Annotated in this window: 19 protein-coding genes; 9 read left to right on the top strand and 10 right to left on the bottom strand. The window is 44.4% G+C overall.

Annotated elements, in window-relative coordinates; genetic code table 11:
* Positions 1-48: 48 nt before the first annotated feature.
* Positions 49-3609, bottom strand: coding sequence for a PAS domain S-box protein (locus H6F41_RS05055; protein WP_190402398.1), 3561 nt, complete (start codon positions 3607-3609; stop codon positions 49-51).
* 261 nt (positions 3610-3870) lie between these two features.
* On the opposite strand from H6F41_RS05055, the gene mnmE reads away from it, so the two are divergent.
* Positions 3871-5322, top strand: a complete 1452-nt coding sequence (gene mnmE, locus H6F41_RS05050) for a tRNA uridine-5-carboxymethylaminomethyl(34) synthesis GTPase MnmE (RefSeq protein WP_190402397.1) — start codon at positions 3871-3873, stop codon at positions 5320-5322.
* Positions 5323-5329: 7 nt separating this feature from the next.
* On the opposite strand, the gene H6F41_RS05045 is transcribed toward mnmE, so the two are convergent.
* On the bottom strand, positions 5330-6421 hold the full coding sequence (locus H6F41_RS05045) for a RuBisCO accumulation factor 1 (protein ID WP_190402396.1): 1092 nt from the start codon (positions 6419-6421) through the stop codon (positions 5330-5332).
* 220 nt (positions 6422-6641) lie between these two features.
* On the opposite strand from H6F41_RS05045, the gene H6F41_RS05040 reads away from it, so the two are divergent.
* Positions 6642-7577, top strand: coding sequence for a TIGR04168 family protein (locus H6F41_RS05040; RefSeq protein WP_190402395.1), 936 nt, complete (start codon positions 6642-6644; stop codon positions 7575-7577).
* Here H6F41_RS05040 and H6F41_RS05035 read toward each other — a convergent pair.
* Both H6F41_RS05035 and H6F41_RS05030 read right to left on the bottom strand, forming a co-directional pair.
* The gene (locus H6F41_RS05035) at positions 7574-7960 is read right to left on the bottom strand and encodes a pentapeptide repeat-containing protein (protein WP_190402394.1); all 387 of its coding nucleotides are present in this window, start codon (positions 7958-7960) and stop codon (positions 7574-7576) included. The genes H6F41_RS05040 and H6F41_RS05035 overlap by 4 nt on opposite strands.
* A gap of 114 nt (positions 7961-8074) precedes the next feature.
* Positions 8075-8455, bottom strand: coding sequence for a hypothetical protein (locus tag H6F41_RS05030; RefSeq protein ID WP_190402393.1), 381 nt, complete (start codon positions 8453-8455; stop codon positions 8075-8077).
* A 447-nt stretch (positions 8456-8902) separates the two neighbouring features.
* Here H6F41_RS05030 and H6F41_RS05025 point away from each other — a divergent pair, with 447 nt between their 5' ends.
* The 3 genes from H6F41_RS05025 (at position 8903) to H6F41_RS05015 (ending at position 12514) form a co-directional block, all read left to right on the top strand.
* Positions 8903-9733 carry a sigma-70 family RNA polymerase sigma factor gene (locus H6F41_RS05025; protein WP_190402392.1) on the top strand — a complete coding sequence of 277 codons (831 nt, stop codon included), beginning with the start codon at positions 8903-8905 and terminating at the stop codon, positions 9731-9733.
* Positions 9734-9802: 69 nt separating this feature from the next.
* Entirely contained in the window at positions 9803-11848 is a 2046-nt protein-coding gene (gene bchD / locus H6F41_RS05020) for a magnesium chelatase ATPase subunit D (protein WP_190402391.1), read from the top strand.
* A gap of 12 nt (positions 11849-11860) precedes the next feature.
* Positions 11861-12514 carry a DUF2459 domain-containing protein gene (locus H6F41_RS05015; RefSeq protein ID WP_190402390.1) on the top strand — a complete coding sequence of 218 codons (654 nt, stop codon included), beginning with the start codon at positions 11861-11863 and terminating at the stop codon, positions 12512-12514.
* Positions 12515-12516: 2 nt separating this feature from the next.
* Here H6F41_RS05015 and H6F41_RS05010 read toward each other — a convergent pair whose 3' ends face one another.
* Complete coding sequence (locus H6F41_RS05010; RefSeq protein WP_190402389.1) at positions 12517-13770, bottom strand: glycosyltransferase; 1254 nt, start codon at positions 13768-13770, stop codon at positions 12517-12519.
* 80 nt (positions 13771-13850) lie between these two features.
* Positions 13851-15458, bottom strand: a complete 1608-nt coding sequence (locus H6F41_RS05005) for an Hsp70 family protein (RefSeq protein WP_190402388.1) — start codon at positions 15456-15458, stop codon at positions 13851-13853.
* Between the two features lie 235 nt (positions 15459-15693).
* Here H6F41_RS05005 and H6F41_RS05000 point away from each other — a divergent pair, with 235 nt between their 5' ends.
* From H6F41_RS05000 to H6F41_RS04990, 3 genes are all read left to right on the top strand, one after another.
* Positions 15694-16707, top strand: a complete 1014-nt coding sequence (locus H6F41_RS05000; protein WP_190402387.1) for an agmatine deiminase family protein — start codon at positions 15694-15696, stop codon at positions 16705-16707.
* 10 nt (positions 16708-16717) lie between these two features.
* Positions 16718-17683 carry a 50S ribosomal protein L11 methyltransferase gene (locus tag H6F41_RS04995; protein ID WP_190402386.1) on the top strand — a complete coding sequence of 322 codons (966 nt, stop codon included), beginning with the start codon at positions 16718-16720 and terminating at the stop codon, positions 17681-17683.
* A 208-nt stretch (positions 17684-17891) separates the two neighbouring features.
* The gene (locus H6F41_RS04990; RefSeq protein ID WP_190402385.1) at positions 17892-18119 is read left to right on the top strand and encodes a hypothetical protein; all 228 of its coding nucleotides are present in this window, start codon (positions 17892-17894) and stop codon (positions 18117-18119) included.
* A 55-nt stretch (positions 18120-18174) separates the two neighbouring features.
* Here the strand turns inward: H6F41_RS04990 and H6F41_RS04985 are convergent, their stop codons facing one another.
* The 3 genes from H6F41_RS04985 to H6F41_RS04975 are packed head-to-tail and all read right to left on the bottom strand — an operon-like array spanning position 18175 to position 20699.
* A complete protein-coding gene (locus tag H6F41_RS04985) occupies positions 18175-18525 on the bottom strand; it encodes a hypothetical protein (protein ID WP_190402384.1) in 351 nt (116 codons plus the stop codon).
* Between the two features lie 13 nt (positions 18526-18538).
* Positions 18539-20068 carry a hypothetical protein gene (locus H6F41_RS04980; RefSeq protein WP_190402383.1) on the bottom strand — a complete coding sequence of 510 codons (1530 nt, stop codon included), beginning with the start codon at positions 20066-20068 and terminating at the stop codon, positions 18539-18541.
* Between the two features lie 10 nt (positions 20069-20078).
* Positions 20079-20699 (bottom strand): RNA polymerase sigma factor, encoded by a 621-nt coding sequence (locus H6F41_RS04975; protein ID WP_190402476.1) that lies wholly within the window; start codon positions 20697-20699, stop codon positions 20079-20081.
* 240 nt (positions 20700-20939) lie between these two features.
* Between H6F41_RS04975 and H6F41_RS04970 the strand changes: the two genes are divergently transcribed.
* On the top strand, positions 20940-21614 hold the full coding sequence (locus H6F41_RS04970) for a C40 family peptidase (protein ID WP_190402382.1): 675 nt from the start codon (positions 20940-20942) through the stop codon (positions 21612-21614).
* 34 nt (positions 21615-21648) lie between these two features.
* On the opposite strand, the gene H6F41_RS04965 is transcribed toward H6F41_RS04970, so the two are convergent.
* The gene (locus H6F41_RS04965) at positions 21649-23733 is read right to left on the bottom strand and encodes an ATP-binding protein (protein WP_190402381.1); all 2085 of its coding nucleotides are present in this window, start codon (positions 23731-23733) and stop codon (positions 21649-21651) included.
* Positions 23734-23855: the final 122 nt, after the last annotated feature.

Here is a 23855-nt window from a genome sequence, read left to right as displayed (position 1 = left end):
GAAATTTGACATGAATAGAATCCTTGTACTTTCAGCGTTTTTTAGCGTTTAATGGTGCTTTTCACGCTCTAGCTCGACCTTAACGTGAGCATATTCTTCGGTGATTTTATTGATTTTGCTATCTAAGTCCTCAATTTTGTCATTACGGAGATTAGTCTCCAAATCACGGCATAGGTTTGACAAGTCTTCAGCCCCGATCACACTACTACTGGATTTCAGGGTATGAACAGCCCGTAGCATTACTGGAAAATTTTGTTGTGTAAAGCTAGTATATATCTCTTGTAGGAGTGATTGCGTATTATCTAGATAACTGTCAATCAATTCTGCTAAAAATGCGGGATCTTCTCCGCCGATATCATTGGCGGCGGCATGAAGAGTAAAACTATTAATCGAAGATAATGGAGAAGATTGTCCAGATTTTATGGATGGACATTCCTGTAAAACTCTGACTAGTTCTGCGTTACGGATTGGCTTACTCAAATAGTCATCCATGCCTACAGCGAGACATACTTCACGATCTCCCTGCATGGCATTAGCTGTCATTGCCACAATTCTCGGCTTATTAGCGAGTTTACCAGCTTGCCAGTCTTGATTAATGTGTTTGGTTGCCTCTAAACCATCCATTTCAGGCATTTGCATATCCATGAAAATTAAGTCATAGGTCTGCTGTCTGATCGCGGTGAGCACCTCTATACCATTAGCGGCAACATCAGCGCGATAGCCCATTCTTTGTAATATGTGAATTGCTACTTTTTGGTTAACGACATTGTCTTCGGCTAGCAAAATCCGCAGGGGATGATTACGAGCCATCAGAGGATCAAAGACAAATCCTTGTTTGGCAGTTAGGTTAACCTTAATGGGAGGATTGACGGGAAGCGATGTTGCGCCAATTTTGGTTGCTAATATTGATGATGATTCTGTTTGCGATCGCAATATTTCTAATGGCAAGTTGCTTGTCACTTCGCTGCCAATATTTACACCAGAATTGTCATTTACAGGTGCGGTGATCGTAAAGTAAAAAGTTGAACCTTGCTGGACATCACTATCAACCCACATTGTGCCGCCCATGAGTTCACAAAGGCGTTTACTAATTGCTAGACCAAGCCCAGTGCCTCCATATTGCCTTGTCGTTGAAGCATCGACTTGGCTAAAGGGTTGAAACAGCCGATGGAGGCGATCGCGAGGAATACCAATACCTGTATCTTTAACAGCAAACTGTAAGGTGCGTAATAGTTGTGTCTCTTCATTGTGACTACTGAGATTGCACCGCAAATAGTGCGAAATCACCTTTTGGGTGATGGAAATGTTCACCGAGCCACGACTGGTAAACTTAATCGCATTACCGATCAGATTTGCCAAAACTTGGCGCAGACGAGTCATATCGCCCACTACGATTAGCTCAACATCAGGATGAATTAAATAACCGAGTTCGATATTTTTTTCGAGGGCTTTAGCGGATAGCAACTCGATCGTATCTTCCAGACAGGTGCGAAGGTCAAAGGTTTGTTCTTCTAGTTCGAGATGCCCTGATTCAATCTTTGAGAAATCTAGAATATCGTTGATGATCGTCAGTAGGGTGCTGCCTGCATTGCGGGCAATTTCCACAAACTCGCGTTGCTCCTTGGTTAAGCTCGTATCGAGCAGTACCCCCGTCATCCCAATAACAGCATTCATGGGTGTGCGAATTTCATGGCTCATAGTTGCCAAAAATTCGCTTTTAGACCGATTGGCAGCTTCAGCAACCAATTTTGCCTCTTCTAACTCCTCATTTTGTTGAATTAGCTGCTCTTGCTGGCGCTTTTCCTGCATCAGTAAATGGGCTTGCGAGAGGGCAATACTAACTTGATTAGTTACTGACTCCAGTAATTCTTTCTCCTCGGTCGTCCATTCATGGAAAGTATTACAGTGGTGCAATAAAATCACGCCATTGGTTATGCCATGGGATGAGGTGCGGATTGCCAATAGCGATCGCAATTGCATCCGATAAAATAGGTCGCCAAACTGCTCCAAGTCTGGCTCATGGTAAACATTAGTTACGGCGATCGCTTGATCTTGATTAATAATTTGTGTTCCTAAGCTACTACTCAGTAGTGGGAAGTCCAGTTCTTTGACTGAAAAAATCTTGTCAGCTAAGTATTCAGAAACGAGCGTCATACTTGGATTGGTCTGCAATTCAGGATTTTGATACTCGATTTTGTAAATGAGGCATCGACTAGCATGAAAGGCGATCTGAATTTGCTGGGCTGCCGTATTAAAAATACTCTCCACATCAAGACTTTGACGAATTTCATCGGTAATCCGATTGAGCAAAACCGTTAACCGCATTTGTCGTTTAAGAGCCTTCTCTGCCTCTTTGCGCTTACTAATGTCGGTTTGAATACCAATGAAATGGGTAACATTCCCATTTTCATCAGTGATGGGCGAGATGTTGAGTTCATTCCAAAATAAAGAACCATCTTTGCGATAATTCCGAATCACAACGGTGCAAGATTCCCCCTTGTTGATCGCTGTCCGTAAAGTATCCTTTTCGGACTGAAATAAATCATTTCCCTGTAAAAAACGACAATTTTTACCAACTACTTCATTGGCGGAATAGCCAGTAATTTTTTCAAAGGCTGGGTTGGCATAAACAATCGGATTGTTTGGCAGCCGCCAATCTGTAATCACGATTCCATTTTCACTTGAGGCAATCGCCCTTTCTCTTAATCTCAGAGTTTCTTCCAGTTTTTTGCGATCGCTAATATCAAAGCGAATTGCTAAATACTTGATAGGATGCTTTTCCTCATCAAGCAGTGGAATAATTGTACTGTCAGTCCAGTAGAAAGATCCATCTTTAGCTTTATTGCGAACCTCACCACGCCAGATCGAGCCTTTAGAAATAGTTCGCCAAAGGTCATCAAAAAATTTCGGTGGATGATATTGAGAATTGATAAAGCGATGATCTTGACCTAAAAGTTCATCTTGGCTATAGCCAGAGATCTCACAGAATCGGCTATTGGCATAAGAAATACGTCCCTGCAAGTCTGTAACTGCAACAATGGCAGCTTGATCTAGAGCAAATTTTTGAAAAGCCAATTCGCGGAGGGTTACCTGTAAATTTTCTTCGGATATTTTGCGGCGGGAGATATCGCTGGCAATTCCCAAAAAGCCAGACATTTCACCATTTTCACCCCGCATGACGGAAATGGATAGCAGTACAGGAAAACGTGAGCCATCTTTGCGAACATAAGTCCACTCACTCTCTTCTACCTGTTCGATTTTCGCCTTGGCGACAAATACTTCAAAGCCAACGTTAATTGGGGTTCCTAACTCCTCCGTCAAAACTGCGGCGCGTTTCTGTACTTCTGCGAGATCATGAAAGCGCTCAGGTGTGGCAATGCCAATTATTTCTGATGCTGAGTAACCCAGCCACTTTTCGGCAGTAGCATTAAAAACCGATATGACACCCTCAGTATTTGTGGCAATAATCGAATAGTCCGCACTATCTAGAATTGCTTGATGGAGTCTTAACGATTCCTCAACTTGACTTGCTGATTGGTCTGTTGTGAGATTACCACGCAATTTTCGGTTGTTTCCTGAATGAGGTAGAGATTCGTTGTGACTAACCATAAGCATAATTCGATAACCCCAATAGGACAATTAGTCTGCAAAAAAATGATGGCAAATCTAACTGTTTCCCAATAGACTGATTAAACTTCAAACCTGTTAGATGTCGCCCCCTAAATACAAATTTATAGTGCAAATTCACAATGTAAATTTAGGCTGTAAATTTACATTAATTTACAAATTTAATTTTTAGACTTACATCTATAAGTTTTTCTATTCATAACTATCATAAATCATTTACTAGTTTTTTTTGAGAGTAACTACATGAGCCTATCTGATACGATCGCAGCAGTTGCTACGGCTATCTCGCCACAACAGGGTAGTGTCGGTATTGTCAGGTTATCGGGCGATCGGGCGGTGGCGATTGCCCAAACAATTTTCCATGCAGGGGGTAAACAGATTTGGGAAAGCCATCGTGTCCTCTATGGCTATGTCAAGCATCCGATCACCAAAGGTGTAATTGATGAAAGCCTATTGTTGATAATGAAAGCGCCGCGTTCTTTTACTCGTGAGGATGTGGCTGAGTTTCATTGCCATGGAGGAATTATGGCAGTGCAGCAGGTGCTAAATCTCTGCCTAGAGCAGGGGGCAAGACTGGCGGAGGCGGGAGAATTTAGCCTCAGAGCTTTTTTGAATGGTCGAATTGATCTGACCCAAGCTGAAAGTATCCATGATCTAGTGGGGGCAAAATCGGCTCAAGCAGCTCAAGCAGCGATCGCAGGTTTACGGGGCAAACTTACCCAATCCTTAAAATATTTGCGTGAAAAATGCCTAAATATATTGACTGAAATTGAGGCAAGGATTGATTTTGAGGATGATTTGCCACCCCTTGATGTTGAGTGGGTTAAGGCAGAGATTGGGATAGTGGGACAGGAGGCGCAGCAAATTTTGGCAACCGCCGATCGTGGCGAACTATTGCGGACAGGCTTAAAGGTGGCGATTGTGGGTCGCCCCAATGTTGGTAAGTCAAGTTTGCTCAATGCTTGGAGTCGTAGCGATCGCGCCATCGTTACCGATTTACCCGGAACGACCCGCGATGTTGTTGATTCGCAATTGGTAGTGGGTGGTATTCCCATTCAGGTGCTTGATACGGCAGGAATTAGGGAAACGGAGGATGTGGTGGAAAAGATCGGTGTGGAGCGATCTCGGCAAGCGGCGCAATCTGCCGATTTAGTATTGATGGTGATCGATGCCAGTGTCGGCTGGATTGAAAAAGATGCGGAAATCTATAAGACTGTGTGCGATCGTCCTGTCATTTTGGTGATCAATAAGATTGATCTTGCTCCTAGTATCAGTGAGCAAGAAGCCCTCACCCCCAGCCCCTCTCCCATCGGAGGGGGGCAAGAAAAAATCTTTACTCCCCCTCTCCTAGGGGAGAGGGGGCTGGGGGGTGAGGGCATTCCCATTGTTAAAACGGCGGCGGCACAGCAGCAGGGAATTGAGGATCTGGAGGCGGCGATTTTGCAATCAATTGCACAGGATACGATCGCAGCCGCTAATCTTGATGTTGCGATCAATCAACGCCAAAAAGCTTGCTTGATTAGGGTGGTGCAATCTTTAGATAATGTAAAAATTGCGATCGCAGATCAATTACCCCTTGACTTTTGGACGATTGATCTACGCGCTGCTATTAGTGCAATCGGTGAGATTACAGGGGAAGAGGTGACGGAATCTGTGTTAGATCAGATTTTTAGTAGGTTTTGCATTGGCAAATAAGATTTCATTATTCTTCAAATTGCCAGCGATCCTTAGATGCTTCTTCATCAAAGAAACGTTTGGGACGTAGGGTTAAGGTCACCTTACCCAATAGTTTTACGTCTGGCTGTGTGTCAAACCATGCAAACTTGAGATTGCCATTGTCATCTGCGATCGCAAAATAGCTGTTTTCATCCCAATCACATTGACTGCGATCGACTAGCACCAAAATATCCTCACTGCGATCGCGAATAGAACTCAATACTTCTTGATTAATAGCTGCTTGCAGCGTATCCGTATTGCCTGCCACGATCACGCCATCCTCCGCTTGATGTACAACAAACCATCCTGGCAGGGTCGCCCAAGCCTCTGCCCCTGATGACTGAACAATCCCGAAGGGTGGTATTTCTTGCAATTGAGCCACCGATTGAAACTGGTCAACCGATAGCGGCAAAGTCCCCGCAACTGGCAAGATTCTCGGAATATTATCTTCACCGTCATAGCGAAAATTGGGCAGATTTGGCGCTTTCTTGCGGGTAGGATTTGCCATATCCATGAGTAACCGCTCGACCTCGGCTCTTGCCTTTTCACTATGGGCAAACCGCAAGCCCCTTGCAATTAATCTTGTTCTTTCCTGTGGTTCAATTTTGCCTTGAGCGGCTTTGATCACCTGCAAAACTACGGCATCTCCGGGGTGACGAGTAAAGCCTTCGGGCAAATTTGCCACTGCCGAAGCTTCCTTAATTGCCCTAACAACATCCTTTGCTTCTAAAACATCCAGATTCTTCTCAAGGGCAAAGGTTGCCATGGTGACTCGTTCCGATTGATTAAGTACACGCAATTCATTGAGAATATCACTTCCCTTTTGCTCAAAATGGGCAAGTACAATATCCGCCGCATTGCCCGCTTGAAGGCTGGCATAGACCTGTGAAGCAACGACAATTTGATTTTGTTGAATTGGTTCAAATCCTGTATTCTCAAAAATGGCGAGGGAACTCTCTCCCATCTTTTGCAACATTTGGCAGGCTTGCCCCCACTGCACCCAAGTTCCTTCCTTATGGCGTAAGAGTTTTAATAGTCCTTCGGAGTCGGCGGGAAGTGTTGGTACGGGCGTGGGCATATGTTGTGATACGGAATAATAAGGTTTACATCATCTTATAGCAATTCTCACACTGGTAACTTACAGGCAAGGGGCTTAAGACCCTTTTTCAACTAGCTTAATGTATACCTTACTAGGCTGAAAACCTCTATAAAAGCCAATAAGTGAGTCGCGCCGCGACTCACTTATTGGCTTTGGGTTTGTATATGATAGGAACGTTATATTTTTTAGTCATTAGTTCATGCTTGATCCGTTGAAATCAATCAAGATCGCTGTGGTGGGGGATGTCCATGAGCTATGGCAGCCTATCGAAGATCGTTTAGCACTTCAGGCTTTAGGTGTAGATTTAGTTCTCTTCGTCGGGGACATTGGCAATGAAGCTGTGGAAGTTGTCCGTGCGATCGCAAATCTAGACATACCTAAAGCCGTAATTTTAGGAAACCATGATGCTTGGTATAGTGCCTTCGAGCCACAAAAGAAGCCTAGCAAACGAAAATGTCCCTATGACCGCACCAAGGAAGATTGGGTGCAACAACAGTTAGACCTTTTAGGATCAGCCCATGTGGGATTTAGTTGTTTAGATTTTCCTGCACTTAATCTCTCGGTAGTTGGTTCACGTCCCTTTAGTTGGGGCGGCTCTAAGTGGAAGAAAGCAAATTTTTATCGCGATCGCTTTAATGTCAATAATTTTGAGGAATCGACAGAACGGATCACCCATGCTGTTGCTCAGGCAGCCCATGAAACGATCATTTTTTTAGGTCACAATGGCCCCTTGGGTCTAGGTGCTGAAGCCAGTTCTATTTGTGGCAAAGACTGGAAACCTGTGGGCGGCGACTATGGCGATCCTGACTTTATGAATGCAATTGAACAATCCTATCAAATGCGAAAACATGTACCTTTGGTTACCTTTGGTCATATGCACCATCATTTAAAGCTCAATAATCACAAGTCTCGAACTGCGATCGCAACTAACTCAAGGGGAACAATCTTTCTCAATGCCGCCTGTACACCGCGCATTTACAAAGATGAGCGGGGAAGGCAGTACCGAAACTTCTCAATTGTGACCTTAGCATCTGGACAAGTCCAACATATATCACTGCTATGGTTAAATTCTGACTGTCAGATTGTTTCCGAAAATGTGATGTGGCAAAGCCAATCGATACTGGCAGTCGCCTAACTTGTTTTGGCATTAAATAAATTGACATTACTCATTTGTGCGCCTTCAAATAGAGTCTCTTGTAAGTTTGCCCAACTAAGATTAGCTCCCCGCAGATCTGCTCCGCGTAAATCTGCTTTGCGGAGGTCAGCCCCTTTAAGATTGACATAGCGGAGATTTGCTTGATGCAGATCAGCTTTGAACAAATTGGCATAACTAAGATCTGTACCAGTTAAATTCGCTCGACAAAGCTTTGCATTACTAAGGTTTGACTTATTCATCAAGGCATGACTGAGATCGATTTTGTGGAGATCGACCGACTGTAAATCCGCACCGATCAAATTAATATTGGCGAAATCTTTGCGACCTGTGCGATATATTTTTAAAAATTCTTGAGTATTCATGAAATCAATGCATCTATCCCAAATATTGGCAGACTAAGAAATTGGAGGATGCTTACTCAAGCAAATTTTGAGAAGATTTAGACAAACCAATTTCTCAAAATTTGCTTAGTTTCCCTAACCCTCAAAAGAGTCTAGATCCAGTGCTGCCGAGCCGCCCCGCTCTAGCTCAATCAGCATTTGTCCTAGTTGCCGCCATACGAGTAGGGCAATGCCAACGGTGATGGGAACTGCGACTACATAGCCAAATAGGGTGGGTAGACCAAATATTTCTAAGCCTGCTGCCATGAAGATGGCAATACTGATGGTCATACCGAGGTAAGGGACTTTAATGCTGGCACTTTTTAGCTCTAGCATGACGCGAGAGGATTTGCTGGTTGACCAGACATTAACGAGAGAGCGGAGGGTAGTTTCAAAAGCTCTGCCACATGCAAGTCCAGCCACTAGGGAAACTGCAAACAAGAAATAGGGAGGATCGGATGGAAAATAGTAGTTCACAAGTGTATTAAAAGAATTTGTTGTGGGATGAGATCTTTTAAGGGTATGCCAAAGCGCATAACCATAATTTATCTATTATCTACTTTTATTTGTTTTTTGTTCGACTAAAACCGTCTAAAAGTGTTGCTCTTACCTGATGGCAAGATAATTCGCCACTCATGCCGAAATGACTGCATCGTTTCGAGGCTTTACTGCGATCGCAACTAATCCAGTTTGCGCCAGCAAAGGCATAACTACAAGTAAGTACAGTTAAGTACAGTGGCATATTTACAAAACCCAGAAAAAGCATACCTAACAGCTTGTTAGGTATTTGGTTATGTAAAGGGTTTAAAACTCCTAACAGCTTGGAAGGTGACCAATCCTATGTAAGGCAGCTATTCTGACTATATTGCAACAACAATCATTCTTAATGACTTGAATTTATCTTGATCAGTTCGGGGAAAAGCCATGACCACCAACACATTTACCGCAACTTCCGATCTGTCTGCTCTAGCTAGCAGTCATCGTAAGGTACATGAATTTTCGAGCATGGATAAGACGACTACCCTCGAACTACTCAAAAAATATGGTCATGCCCCATCTGCATATTTACGCGATCGCATCGTTCGCCTAAACATTGGCCTAGTCAAAAAAGAAGTTAGCTTTTGGGCAGATCGCCATTCAGAGTTGTACGACGACCTGCTTCAAGTAGGTGCATTAGGCTTAATTGGCGCAATTGATCGGTTTGAGCTAAACCGTGGATATGCTTTTAGCTCCTTTGCCGTGCGTTATATCCGTGGCGAAATTCAGCATTACCTAAGAGACAAAAGCACATCCGTTCGCATCCCTCGCCGTTGGATGGATCTGCAACAGCAATCAGTGCGCGTGATGCAAAAATTACGCAACACTTTACAAAGGGAACCCTCCGCACAGGAAGTTGCTAACGCTCTCGGAGTCAGCCTTTACGAATGGCAAGAAGTCAAGCTTGCCTGTCAAAATCGTGCTCCCATTAGTCTGGATGCACCAATTCGTTCCGAAGAAGAAGACTGCGGCTCTATTGGTGATTTAGTCGCTGATCCTAAAAGTAATACTCAGCAACAAGAAGAGAAGTGGCGTTTACAGCAGGCTTTATCAGTTTTAGAACAAAAAACTAGAGAAATCGTTGAATTTGTATTTATTGAAGATATGCCTCAAAGGGAAGTAGCTCAAATGTTGGGCGTAAGTGCAGTGACGATCTCTCGAAAATTAAAGCAGGGTTTATTGACATTGCGTGGAGTTTTAGAAGCTGAGGCTTGTTGACCGACAAACCGCTATAATTGGGCAAATACTTATAAATTCAAGTCCCAAAAACTTTAGATAAATCGATAAATGGTCTCTTCGCTGCCCCTAACCACAAACCCCAACAATCCACCAATCACATTTCCGCTTGCGGCTGTGGTCGGACAAGAAGCGATTAAAACCGCTTTACTGCTAGCAGCGATCGATCCTTGCATCGGCGGGATTGCCCTTGCAGGTAGACGCGGCACAGCCAAATCGGTCTTAGCCCGTGGTATTCATGCTCTACTGCCCCCCATCGAAGTAGCTGTAGACTCACTTAGTAACTGTGATCCGACTAAACCTGACACATGGGACGATGCCTTAGTGGAGGCAATGCAGAATAAACATCCCAGTGAAATCGCTACAAAAGTTATTCCTGCTCCATTCATTCAAATTCCATTGGGAATTACAGAAGATCGGTTGATTGGTTCTGTGGATGTGAGTCGTTCGGTGCGCGAAGGTCAAACCGTATTCCAACCCGGGCTATTAGCAGAAGCCCATCGTGGCGTTCTCTACATCGATGAAATCAATTTACTCGATCCCCAAATTTCTAATCTATTGCTTTCCGTTCTCTCCACAGGCTACAACCAAGTCGAACGGGAAGGTATCAGCTATCAACATCCCTGTCAGCCTCTGCTAATTGCGACCTATAATCCCGAAGAAGGCGCATTGGGTGAACACTTGATGGATCGCATTGCGATTAATCTATCCGCCGATGGTGTTCTCTCCCTCGATCAGCGTGTGGAAGCTGTCGATATGGTCTTAAATTATGCCAATTCTCCTGAAGCCTTTTTAAGCGGTTACGACACTGATATTGAAGATCTGCGGACACAAATTATTTTGGCAAGGGAATGGCTAAATGATGTCACCATTTCGAGGGCGCAGATTCAATATTTAGTGGCGGAATCTGTGCGGGGTGGTGTGCAGGGGCATCGTGCCGAGTTATTTGCTTTGCGGGTGGCAAAAGCTGCTGCCGCCCTCGATAGCCGCACTCAAGTTAATGCCGACGATTTGCGTCAAGCCGTCGAGTTGGTAATCGTGCCGCGATCGCCGTTGCAACCTGAGCAACAACAACCTGAACAGCAGCAACAACAAGCGCCACCCCCGCCACCACCTCAAAATCAAGATGAAGGTGAGCAGGAACAGGAAGAGCAAGAGGAGCAGGAAAATGAACCTGAACAGGAAAATGAAGCTCCTGAAATTCCTGAAGAATTTGTCTTTGATCCTGAAGGCGTGATTCTCGATCCTGAAGTGCTATTTTTTGCTCAGTCCATGCAAAAGCAAGGTAGATCGGGGACACGCAGCTTGATCTATTCCCAAGAACGTGGTCGCTATATTAAGCCAGTTTTACCTCAAGGCAAGAGCGATCGCATTGCCGTTGATGCTACTCTCCGCGCCTCCGCACCATACCAAAAAGCCCGCAGATTGCGCCAACCCCACCGCAATGTGATTGTTGAAGATATTGACATTCGGGCAAAGAAATTGGCACGCAAAGCTGGGGCTTTGACGATTTTTCTGGTGGATGCGTCTGGCTCGATGGCGTTAAATCGGATGCAGTCAGCGAAGGGAGCTGCCTTGCGGATGCTAACCGACAGCTATCAAAATCGTGACCAAATTTCCCTGATTCCCTTTCGCGGGGAAAAGGCGGATGTATTGTTGCCGCCGACCCGTTCGATTGAGGCGGCGCGTCGTCGTCTGGATACGATGCCCTGTGGTGGTGGTTCGCCATTGGCGCATGGTTTGACTCAAGCGGTGCGCGTGGGGATGAATGCCCGTCAGTCTGGCGATGTTGGCTCGGTCACAATTGTGGCCATCACCGATGGTCGTGGCAATGTGCCGTTAGCGCGATCGCAAGGTGAGCCAATCGACCCTGAAGTCAAGCCTGACATCAAGGGTGAACTGATTGATATTTGTCGCAAGATTCGCGCCTTGAACTTGGGCTTATTGGTCATCGATACCGAAAATAAATTTGTATCGACGGGCTTTGCCAAGGAACTTGCTGCTGCCGCTGGTGGGAAGTATTACCATTTGCCGAAAGCAACCGATCAGGCGATCGCCAATGTCGCTTTAAATGCGATCGCAGATTTACGTAGCTAGTGGTCTAGATCCGTGACTCGCAAGCATTGGCTAATCATAATATTCGGAATATTTTTAGGTTTAGCGATGGCGATCGCTAGCTACTTTCTCTATTGTCCTAATCAAATCTTGGTGCTAGATCCGTCATCTAAATCCAATAGCAAAAATCGCGTCGTCTACTTTGTGCAACATGACTGGCATTCGGGTTTAGCTTGGCAGCAGCAACAAGGCGAAAAATTTGGTGCTGAGGCATGGAAAGATGCTCCCTATGTGGAAGTAGGTTGGGGCGATCGCCAGTTTTATTACGCTAATGATCAGTCAATTCTTTCAATGCTGCGGGCAGTATTTATCCCTTCCGATAGTGTTATCCATGTGGCAAGTTTGGCGGTATCACCCGCCCAATTTTTCCAAGTACCCGTTTTACCAATGACACTATCGGAGGTGGGATTCCAGAACCTATTTAACTATGTCAAGAATACCTTTGCTGTTGATGGGAACGGTGATCGCTTAGCGGCAATCGGTCAAGGACAGTATGTCATCAGCAACTTTTATGCGGCTGTACCGCGATATTTTGGATTGTTTAATTGCAATACATGGGCGGCTGAAGCCCTTCGTCAAGCAGGAGTTGCGGTTTGTCCCAATCGCGCCCTTATGGCAAAGGATCTTGGCAAGCAGCTTATTAAGTAACGTTAAAACTCCTGCAAAGCGGTTCGCAACATTGCCGCTGCTTCGTAGTTTTGTTGCTGTTCGTGCAGTTGAATCGCTTTGTTAAACACCGCAATTGCTTCAGGGAAATAGCCAACTTTCATTAAAACCACACCTAAATTTTGATGAGCTTCGGCATAGTTTGGATCACAGGCAATTGCTCTTTGATAAATTGCGATCGCATCGGTAAAACGTCCTGCGGTCTTGAGGGCAATTCCATAGTTGAAATACCCTTGGGCAAAATTAGGCGCAATTTGGGTCACCTTCTCAAAATAGGTGATTGCCTCTGGTGAAGTTTGGTCTTGATAGAGATTACCTAAATTTAAATAGGCTCCGAGTTTGGCAATGTCGGGAATAGGCAGCGCGATCGCTTGTAAATAAGCAATCTTGGCAAGATTGAAATCCTGACCATAGGCATAGGCAACACCTAAATGGAAATACAACTCATAGCGGGTTAGATTTTGCGAATGATCATTTTCCGTTATTGTTAAACCTTGCTGCAATAGTTCAATTCCCTTCACCCGTTCTTCAGCATCTTCACTAATGTACAAAGCACCTAATTTATTGAGCATATAGGCATCTTCAGGAAATTGCTGCAAGTGCTTTTGCATTAAGCGTTTTGCGAATTCGTATTTGCGCTTACGATCAATTTCCGAATTTGTATAACCATAGTGGCGCAATACAGGTACTTCGATATTCAGAACTTGCCAATGCGGTTCTCGCTGTTGCAGAGCAGTTACGGATTGATCAATCGATTCGTGATAAACACCTGCAAATTGAATATCAGGATGATTGCGAAATAGTCTTGTAACTAGAGAGTAAGGTGATTGATTGGCAGCGATTTCGGTACGCAACAGATTCACGGCAATACATTGCTCCGATGCAATCGCTTGGTGCACCATGGCGATGGCACTTGGTTCTAAAACCTCATCGGCATCAATCACAAATATCCATTTGCCCTTAGCTTTTGCGATCGCAAAATTTCGCGCCTGTGAGAAATCATCACACCATTCAAAATGAAATAATTTCGCCCGATATTTTTTGGCGATCGCCACGGTGCGATCGGTTGAGCCTGTATCAACCACAATAATTTCATCGACAAATGATTTTAAACTTTCCAAACAGGTCGCGAGACGCTGCTCTTCATTTTTAACAATCAGACAAGCACTGACCAGCATTGGGGCTGTAGACTGAGCAAATCCTTTTTTTGATGATTGTTTTGTTTTCGAGATAGGCATAACAGGTTGAGGCTCAAGACCGAGATTAGTGCAGGATTAAGGCAAGTTAAGGGTAAAACACAGGCATATGCGCCCGTTGATTATATCAGTTGTGCCACAGCCGCATTTTTCAAGAGATCTTTTTGAGTTAACAGGTCTTGTACCGTAATTCTCAGCGTGCGTTTTTCATCGACTTGGAAGCAAACTTTAATGCGATCGCAACCCGTTTGACCAAGAGGAGCAAGCTGGGCGATCGCGGTACTCTTTTCATTGAGGATCTGCACCGCCACCTGTTTATTTTCCAAAACACGAGTAATTAGCCGCTCATCTTCAAAATAAACTTCTACATTAGTTTCCCCTAACTCACCGATGACTAGCTCAATGCTCGGCTGATCGGCGATGGATGCCCCAAGGGTCAATTCTACAGGCTTGGGCAATGGATAGGTTTCGCCAGCCTTAACAATGGTGTGCCAGTTATGTTTTTTATAGCGCTTATCCCAATAGCGAATGCCATAGCTGTGATAAAGAAAATCCTTTAATTCCCAACCCTGTGAGATTGCCCCATGGGCAATTGCTTCAAAGGGTTTATGGGATTTGACTTGAGCCTCCGTAAAATGTCGTAAAGCCCATGCTTTTACCGCAGGAATTTGGGAAGTTCCACCGACTAAAAGCACCGCATCCACTTTGGCTAAATCTAGATTTTGGCGGATTGCCTGCTGACGCACCCGATCAAGGGCTTGATCAAGGCTAGCAAAAAATTTTTGCTGCTCCAGAATTTGCTCTAATTGCGATCGCGTTAAGGTCAATTCGTAGGAGGTAAAGGCTTGATCATTAAAGTAAACTTCTGTCGCAGATTCGTGATGGGACAGGGCGATTTTCAGCCTTTCCGCTAAGCGACTCACCAGCGAGTTTTTGGGAAGTCCTAATGTGGCATGGAAATAATCCACAATCCAATTGTCAATATCAATGCCGCCGAGATTTTGTCCTGTTTTGGCAAACACTTTCGCCGTTTGCGAACTTGAATTAATTGAATTATTAATATTGTTTGATTTGATCGTGCGATCGCCCCATTTTAAGAGAAATCCCAATGGGGACTTGGGTTGTTCAGGTTCAGTTTGTGCCTCAGCAAAAGCCAGCTTCACCAAGGATAAATCTAATGTGCCACCACCAAAATCTACGACCAATAGCGTTTCACTGCCGCCACTAATGCCATAGCCCAGTGCTGCGGCTGTCGGCTCATCGAGGATGCGAATTCTCTCAACGGTCAACTTTTCGCAGACATCACCTAACCAGTTACGATAGGACTCAAAACTATCCACAGGCACTGTAAAGATCAATGCGTCCACATCGGGCAGTTGTTCGATAATGCCTTTGAGAAACCATTCCCCCACCAGTTCAAATTCCACTTCGCGCCCATCAACTTCGGGAACAAACATAGATTTATTAGAACCAATTGCTCTTTTAAAGTCCTTAAAAAAGCGCTGTTCTCCTTTGCCGCTTTGCCGATCTAAACCACGATCGCAAACGGTTTGACCGATAAAAATCTTGTCATTGACGGCATCTTGCACATAAACCAAGCTGGGAATTAACGGCGGATTATCAGCCATCAGACTGCTATAGTTCGCTAATTGGCAAGTTTCAATCGTCCCAGTGGCGTTAATCCTTGCCACTACAGTATTACTTGTCCCAAAATCGATCGCATATTCCATAGATAACCCAAGTTGCTAAGTAGGTAGGTGTAATTAAACTCCAAACCCCAACGCTGTTCCGCCTGCGAAACGAGCGGAACAGCGTTCTGGGTTTTTAGTTTACTTATGACTAGCTACTTAACTATAGGATAAAGCAAAAAAACTACACTGATCTGGTTTCATGTAAGTCCATAGGTAGCGCGATCGCACCAAATAACGGTAGGATTTCCGATGGACAATTAATCACACCACAGTCATGGAAACCCCAAAAAACTTGGGCTATGCTCAGCCAGCTGAATGGCAACCCCACACCGCTTGTTGGCTAGCCTTTCCCAGCCATCGTGACCTGTGGTTAGAATATCTCGATATCGTCCAGACTGAGTTTGTCGCCCTTGCCACTGCGATCGCAAAATCAGAGCAGCTCGAAATCTTGGTACTCGAAGAAACCGCCGCACTCGCAAAGCAAATGCTAGGTAATTTACCTGTACGCTTCCATCAGATTCCCTTTGGCGATATTTGGATGCGTGATATGACTCCAATTTACATCAAAAACAAGGATGGGAAATTAGGAGCTTTGCATTTTCAATGGAATGGATGGGGCGGTAAATATATGCTTGAGCATGATGATCGCGTTGCCGATCGGATTTTGCAAACTCTTGATATTCCTCAGTTTGAATTTGATTGGGTACTTGAAGGTGGCGCGATCGAAGTTGATGGCGAAGGTACTTGTCTAACCACTAAGCAATGTTTACTAAATCCCAACCGTAATCCTGACATGGATCAAGAGGTGATTGAGCAGGGGTTAAAAAATGCCTTGGGCGTGGAGAAAGTGCTTTGGATTGAAGAAGGGCTTCTCAATGACCACACCGATGGACATATTGATACAATTGCTCGTTTTATTGCACCGCACATAGTTATGTGTATGCAACCGACTTCTAATGATGATCCTAACTATCAAGTTCTCCTTGATATCGCGGCTCAATTGGAATCCATGACCGATGCTAAGGGGCGTAAATTAGATGTGGTGAAAATCCCTTCTCCCAGTCTGGTGATTGACGATGCAGGGGAAATTATGCCCGCGAGTTATCTCAATTTTTATATCTCTAATGACAGTGTGATTATTCCCATCTATGGCTCAGCCAATGATGAGCTTGCTGTAGCCGCAATTGCCAAGCATTTCCCGAACCGCAAAGCGATTGGGCTTTCGGCAAAGCATATTCTCCTTGGTGGTGGAGCATTTCACTGCATCACCTGTCATCAACCGCAGTAGGGCGCAATTTATGGCATGGATAGAATTGAGTCTTGACACCACCAATGAAGCGGTGGACTGGGTTTGTACGTTATTGGCAAATGCGATCGCAGTCGAAGATATGCGGATTGGCAACCATGAGGATCGCCATGGCAAATGGACATTTACGATTCAAATGTACCTGCCCAAAGATAGCCAAATTCATCAGCGCATTGATGCGATCGCAAATATTCTCAAGCCTCTGCACCGCACAGGCATGACCAGCGAGTTACAAACCTTTGTGATTGATCAGAAGCCAATGGCATCAGGTCTTAATGCTGATAATGCGATGATCCGTCGGATTGGTCGCTTTGTGATTTTGGCTAATGATGCTCACTATGGGACTAATGATGATCAAAAAAATGACCCAGAAATTATTCTGCGCTTACAAAATAGTCTCGCCTTTGGTAGTGGTTTACATCCTGCGACAATTCTCAGTTTGCAATTACTAGAGCGTCACGTTAAGCCCGATCTCTATGCGCTAGATCTTGGTTCAGGTTCAGGGGTTCTCAGTGTGGCGATGGCAAAGATGGGGGCGACAGTCTTAGCGATTGACAATGATCCGATCGCCGTGACAGCCACCGCCGAAGCAGTAGAGCTTAACCAAGTCATCGACAAAGTAACGACGATGTGTGGCAGCCTTGGCAGTGCGAGTCAATTGGGGCATTGGATGGGTGGTGACGGTGTTGGTGCAGTCCCTGCGATTGATGCCGATCAAAAATTTGACTTGATCGTGGCAAATATTTTTGCGCGAGTGCATATTTCCCTTGCCGATGAATTTTACAGAGCGTTACGCATTTCTCCAAACTCAGGAGCTTCTTCAGGTACATTAATCACCGCAGGCTATACCAGCGATCGTGCCGAAAATGTTACCGATGCCATGGTCGCGGCGGGCTTTTCCGTTAGCGATCGCGCTCAAATTGATGAATGGATTGCGATCGCCTTTCACATTCTGTAACAAATCGTCAAACATTGCTCAAACCAAAACTCAAACAGAGCGGTGATAATGAACAAAGTCTGGATCGACTGTAGATAAAATTACCACTAGTAGCGATCGCTACCATCACTATCTATCTTTTACCTAGACTAATCTAAGCGTAAAACAGTTCTACGACTCTGGGAGCTGGTTTTACATTTTCACCCTATTTATAGGAAGTAGAAAAGATATGGTGTACACACCTTTAATCAGTTTCACTCTATTCATCACGCTATTTCTCGGTGTGGCGTTTACCCTAAGCTATTTCTGGTGGGCAGATCGCTACAAAACTCCAGAAGTAATTGCTGCTGAAGTCATGCAATTCTCAGAACAACTTACCAATGCTTTGTCAGTGTTTGCCGTGGGAATGCTCGCTTTTGGCATCATGCTCATCTTTCTCAACTTTTCACTAAAATAATTATTCTCAGCAATAAAAAAGAGGGATGCATTGCACCCCTCTTTTTTATTGATCATTAAATAGCACCGACTGCGCCACTTAATAACACAGTTATTATGGCAATCACCAAGGGATGAATTAATAAAGCCCAGAGCTTCGGAATCTGGATGCCTTTATACAGGGGAAAGAGAAAACCTGCGATCGCAATATTGATCAGTAGAAATACGATTGCCCATATAGGTAGCGATCGCAAATTTAAAGTCACCAACAAAACCCAAGTGACAATATTGGTAGTTGCCACCGTGCTAACACCCTGCACCCAAGCTTGCCCAGACTGAATCGGACGATTGGGCGACATCCACACCAATCCCATCCATGTTAAAGCTGCCAAAAGTCCACAAGCAATTGCATCATAAAAAAGTTGCATATTTCTTTGGTTTTTATTCGAGTCTGGCAGGAATTCCCTGACGGCGTAATTCTTCAACACGCTGTTGCGCCACATTTGGATCACGGTACGAGCCAACCTGTACTTGACCATCCGTAGGACGCACATAGGCATCGCGGTCAATCTGCTGAGCGCTAGAGGCGTAGCTATTTTCAACTACTACGCGATAGGAAGATGCAGGCGCATTACTTACAGGTGCTGGCGCTGGATCAGCAGAAAGGGGAGCCGCATATTTTACTGCGGTACTACGCGATGGGGCTGGCGCAACATAGGCAGTTGACTCACTCTTTGGTGGCGGCGTAGTTGAACGGGCAGCACTGGAGGGACGGCTAGCAGGTTTACGGACAGGTGCACTAGGTGCACTATATACAGGCTCAGGCTGCCGTACAGGAGCAGCAGGGCTATAACTTTCCACCGGCGCAAGGGCAGGAGGCAGTGGCGCAACTGATATTGGTGGTAACGCCGTTGATGGCACTGTTCTCAATGGGCTGGAAGGAACAGTGCTGCTAGGCGCAAATAAATTTGATGGTTTTGAGCCTTGGGCAGGAGTTTTTGGCGATAAATTTGTTAGAGGATTTGTCGGAGCCGTCGTGGGATTGGTGAGTGCTTTTAAAGGATCATTCCTGTCCCCCGCAAAAGGTACAAATGATAACCCAGAATCATTGGTTCTTCTGGTGCTTCTTAAATTAATATCTATGCCTAAATCTTTATTATCAACATTGTTTTGCGATGCTTTGGATTTAGGATCATTCTTCGGTTCATTTTTAAAAAGTTGCATTACTCCCGATGGATCAACCAACAGGTAGCCAATCGCGGCACTCGAAAAGAGCAATAAGAGCAGTGAAATAATACCCACAGGATTCATCAAGCTGGCGATGATGCCTTTCTGCTCAGGCATAGCTATAGGATAAAAATCCCGACTAGTCTCATCCTGATTCGTTTCTGCATAGTCATTGATGAAACTTTGCAAAATTTGGTCTTCATCAGGTTCAGAGTCTTGCGCCATCGTCGGCGGAGTTATCAGCATCGGTTCAGGCGTACCCTTATGCAGATTTTCGACATAGGGAAGATCAATACCATGATCATCAGGGCGATTTTCGACATTTTTTAAATCTTCGATGCCCCGATAGCTATGTAGTTCAGCCGTAGATATATTGATCGATGGGCTACTTGTTGTTCCCATTGGCGGCATTACAGGCATTTGTAGGGAATGGCGATGCTCGCTATGCCTTTCCAATGGGGCAATTGGCGAGAGGGCATCGGACACACTCGGCGATGTCCAGATTGATTGCGTCGAAATCGAGCGGGGACGGAACGGGTTGAGATAGGAAATTGTTTGTCCGTTCTCTTGCCAATGGCGATAGCGGTCTAGCTCATCATTGAGACTTGCATCCAAACCAGCCAACGCTGTTTGTAAGACGGAAGACTGTGCAATTGCGGGGAGAAAATCATTTTCTGGATCAGCAATTTTGGAATTATTTGATTTAGCGATAGTTGGAGAGATGGTAGGACTCAATGTTTGCATGATCTTTACCTCAGGCAGTAACGGCGGTTTGAGCTAGGTAAATGTCTCGAATGTCGGCGGGTAGGGCATCTTCTAGGGCTTGATATGCCTTGACTAGAAGCTGTTTGACATCACTAGCAGAGATGTTTTCCCCCTCAGCATGTAAGTAGGCGGCGATGCGCGTATGGCTCCACTGAAAAGTTTGAGACAACAATAGTATCAGACGGAGGTTTCCCGCCATTTGATTTAGGGCTTGATTAAGGTAGCACCAAAATACGGGCGGTGTATCTTTTAATGAATATTGGATGTCTTCAACGGGTGGCACTTCGGCACGATTGATCATCATCGCCGCGATATTAATCAGCCAACTTTGCAGAGATAAATGCGGTGTGTTAGCTCTGAGATCTAAAGCACGCATCTCGTGATAGATATATTCCCAAGTTTTGACAAATAAATAGTCAGATTGTACTGGCGATCGAGTTGCCGTACCAATTAAGGTATATAGCACTTGACCATATCGACAGAAGATCGCGGCAAAGTATTGACCCTCTTCAGGATATCTTTGAAATAGCGTCACGAGTTCGCGATCACTCTTCTGGAAAAGTGCCTGAATCTTGGGGTGATGAATTTCGGGAAGGGGGGGAAGCTGCACGGTCACGGCTATTGCTAGCTCACTTCTTAAGTTTTCAAATTTGATGCACACATACTAGCAGCAAAGTATGATAATGCAACTTTTACTTCGTAATAAGTAGCTAGGCATAATTAAAACCCATCGCTAAAACCTGTGGAACACGCGCAGCGTGCGCCACAGGTTTTAGGGTTTTATATTTAATTTCGCCCAGTTACTTAGACCTGAAATAATTTCTGATAAGACTTGTTTTATTAAAAAATCATGATCTACCGTAGTCTGGCTGACATTAATATTTATGATTCGCCAACCCTTGATCGCTTAGCGACGCAGATGGCTAAGGGACGATATTTGCAGGTAATCGAGGCTGAACCAGATTTTTGGCAGATCCAATTACTTGAAGATGGCTATACAGGTTTGCTAGATTGCCAAGATGTTGCAAAGCTAGTATCTAGCGATCGCAAAAGTTTCTTAGAAAGTCGTCCACCAAATTTAAGTAGCCAAGAAATTTGCGATCGCATTTCTGATGTGATTGCGTTTATACAAACTGCGATCGCAGTCCCCAATCAATACCTATGGGGAGGGACTGTCGCACCAGATTATGATTGTTCAGGTTTGATGCAGGTTGCCTTTGCCTCAGTCGGCATTTGGTTGCCCCGTGATGCTTACCAGCAGGAAGAGTTTAGTGATGCGATCGCCATTGATCATATCCAAGTTGGCGATTTGATCTTTTTTGGGACACCTACTAAAGCGACCCATGTCGGTATTTATATTGGGGATGCTGCCTATATCCATAGCTCAGGGAAAGAGCATGGACATAACGGAATTGCCATGAGTACGCTTTCAGGACAAGATCCCGTTTCGCAATGGTATAGGCAACAACTCCGTGGGGTTGGCAGAATTACTCGTTGTTACAATGCTATCCAACCTAAGGCTTAGAGAAATTGAAAAAACACCGCAAAGCGGTGTTTTTTCAATTTCTCTGGAGTAACCCTTGAATCATAGCTGCTAATTCCTTGAGTCTGACTGGCTTACTCAAATAATCATTTGCACCTGTACCCAGACAGCGCTCCCGATCTCCTTTCATTGCCAATGCCGTTAGGGCAATAATCGGAATACCAGCGACATCAGGATCAAGGCGAATTTGTCTAATTGCTTCTAACCCATCCATAACTGGCATTTGAATATCCATCAAAATTAAGTCAGGATGCTTATCTTTGGCGATTGCGATCGCTTCTTTGCCATTTTTCGCAAATAACGTTCGGTAGCCCTTAACCTCTAAATAGCTGGAAAATGTCAGTGCATTTGCGTCATTATCTTCGGCGATGAGTAGTAAGGGCATTTGGCTAGTTGATGCTTCGATTTCAACATCAACTTCTTGCTTAAACGATCGAGATTTATCTCCACTCATAACGGGGGAGGAAGACTCAAGATCGTAAGGTATCTCAATCGTAAAGCAACTGCCACCGCCCAGTTTGCTGGTTACTCCTACCCTCCCGCCATGGAGTTCCACAATATTTTTTGTCAAAGCTAGACCAAGTCCTGTTCCTGCATATTGACGATTTAAGGCACTATCAATTTGAATAAATGGGCGGAACAGCTTTTTGATATTTTCTGGAGAAATACCAATGCCCGTATCGGTTACAGTCATGACTAGATCTGCTTTTAGCCCATCTTCTCTTACTAGTTTTGAGGCTTCTAAAGTAATCCTTCCCCCTGTTGGTGTAAATTTGACGGCGTTACTTAGTAAGTTAATTAGCACTTGACGCATTCGCCGTTCATCGATAAGCAGTTTTGGTAAATTTGGTGCTACTTTAATTTCCAATTGCAGGTGTTTTTGATAAGATTGCTGCTTGATGAAAACCAAACTAGAATGACATAGTTCTTCAATAGAGGTAAGTGCTAAATCTAAAGTGACTTGTCCTGATTCAATCTTGGCAACATCAAGAATATCGTTAATCATTGATAACAGGTGGTTGGCACTCTTTTCAACAGTTTGTAATGCCTTTAACTGTTTCTCATTAATTGCCCCAAACACACCATCCTGTAAACCTTCATTCATACCCAAGATGGCATTGAGCGGAGTACGCAGCTCATGACTCATGTTGGCAAGAAATTCATTCTTGAGGAGTGTTGCCTGCATTAATTCTTGGTTAGACTCTCGTAGTTTCTCTTCCATTTGAAGACGTTCAGTAACATCATGCAGAGAGATGAGATAGGCAGGTTGCTGATTCCATTCAATCTCAACAACCTGCATTTCACTGCCCCCCACCTCCTCAAAGTTAATCAGATGATTAATTTCAAATCGATTATTCAAATCATTAGGCACTCCGAACAAGATGCCTATAAACTGCTCAATTCCGATACCAAATATTTTGGCAGCGGATGGATTGGCAAATACAATATACCCATCCTCATCAATAATCAAAATCCCATCAGAAACATTAAACACAAGCATGTTTAACTGGTTTTTAGCAGTAAGTAGAGCTTCTGTGCGTTCGAGGACTTTGGATTCTAACTCTTGGTTAAATTGCTGCAACTGTGTCATCGTCATTGACTGACGAATCGCGATGCTGATATGCGTCGCTAACTCTTGCAGCAACTCTGCTTCTGAGGTTTGCCAATGACGAGTTTGGGTGCATTCCTGTGCAGCCAACAGTCCCCATAATTCTCCACCTTGTACAATTGGCACCACAATGATTGCTTTTACCTGAATTTGCTCTAGAAATTTGGTATGGCAATTGGTTAATCCTACGTGAATATCATCGGTTACTTGGATCCGTCCATTGATGTAAGGCTCCACCATCGCTTCACCAAAATGCGGATCGGTGAGGACTTGTCCTAGCAGTGATTCCCATTCTTGTCCAACGGCTTCCGAGACGATGCGACCACTCCAATCTGCTGCAAATTGATAGGCTATGACCCGATCTGTATGCAGAAAGTCACGAATTTCTTGGACAGTTGTATCCAAAATCACTTGTAAATCTAGTGACGCTTGAATACGATTTGCGATCGCAGTTAATAATGATTTCTGCTCTAGGTTACTTAAGTTAATCACAGGAAATCATAGAATAATTTTTTTATAAAAATAATTTTTGCAAGATTTATTGCAACTTGGGTCTAGTGAAAATCGAACTAATTTTTTATGCATATAATTTAGTTCTCTAGACATAATTGCTA

The organism is Pseudanabaena mucicola FACHB-723 (assembly GCF_014696385.1).
Classification (GTDB): domain Bacteria; phylum Cyanobacteriota; class Cyanobacteriia; order Pseudanabaenales; family Pseudanabaenaceae; genus Pseudanabaena.
This window is presented reverse-complemented; position numbering and strand designations above follow the sequence as displayed.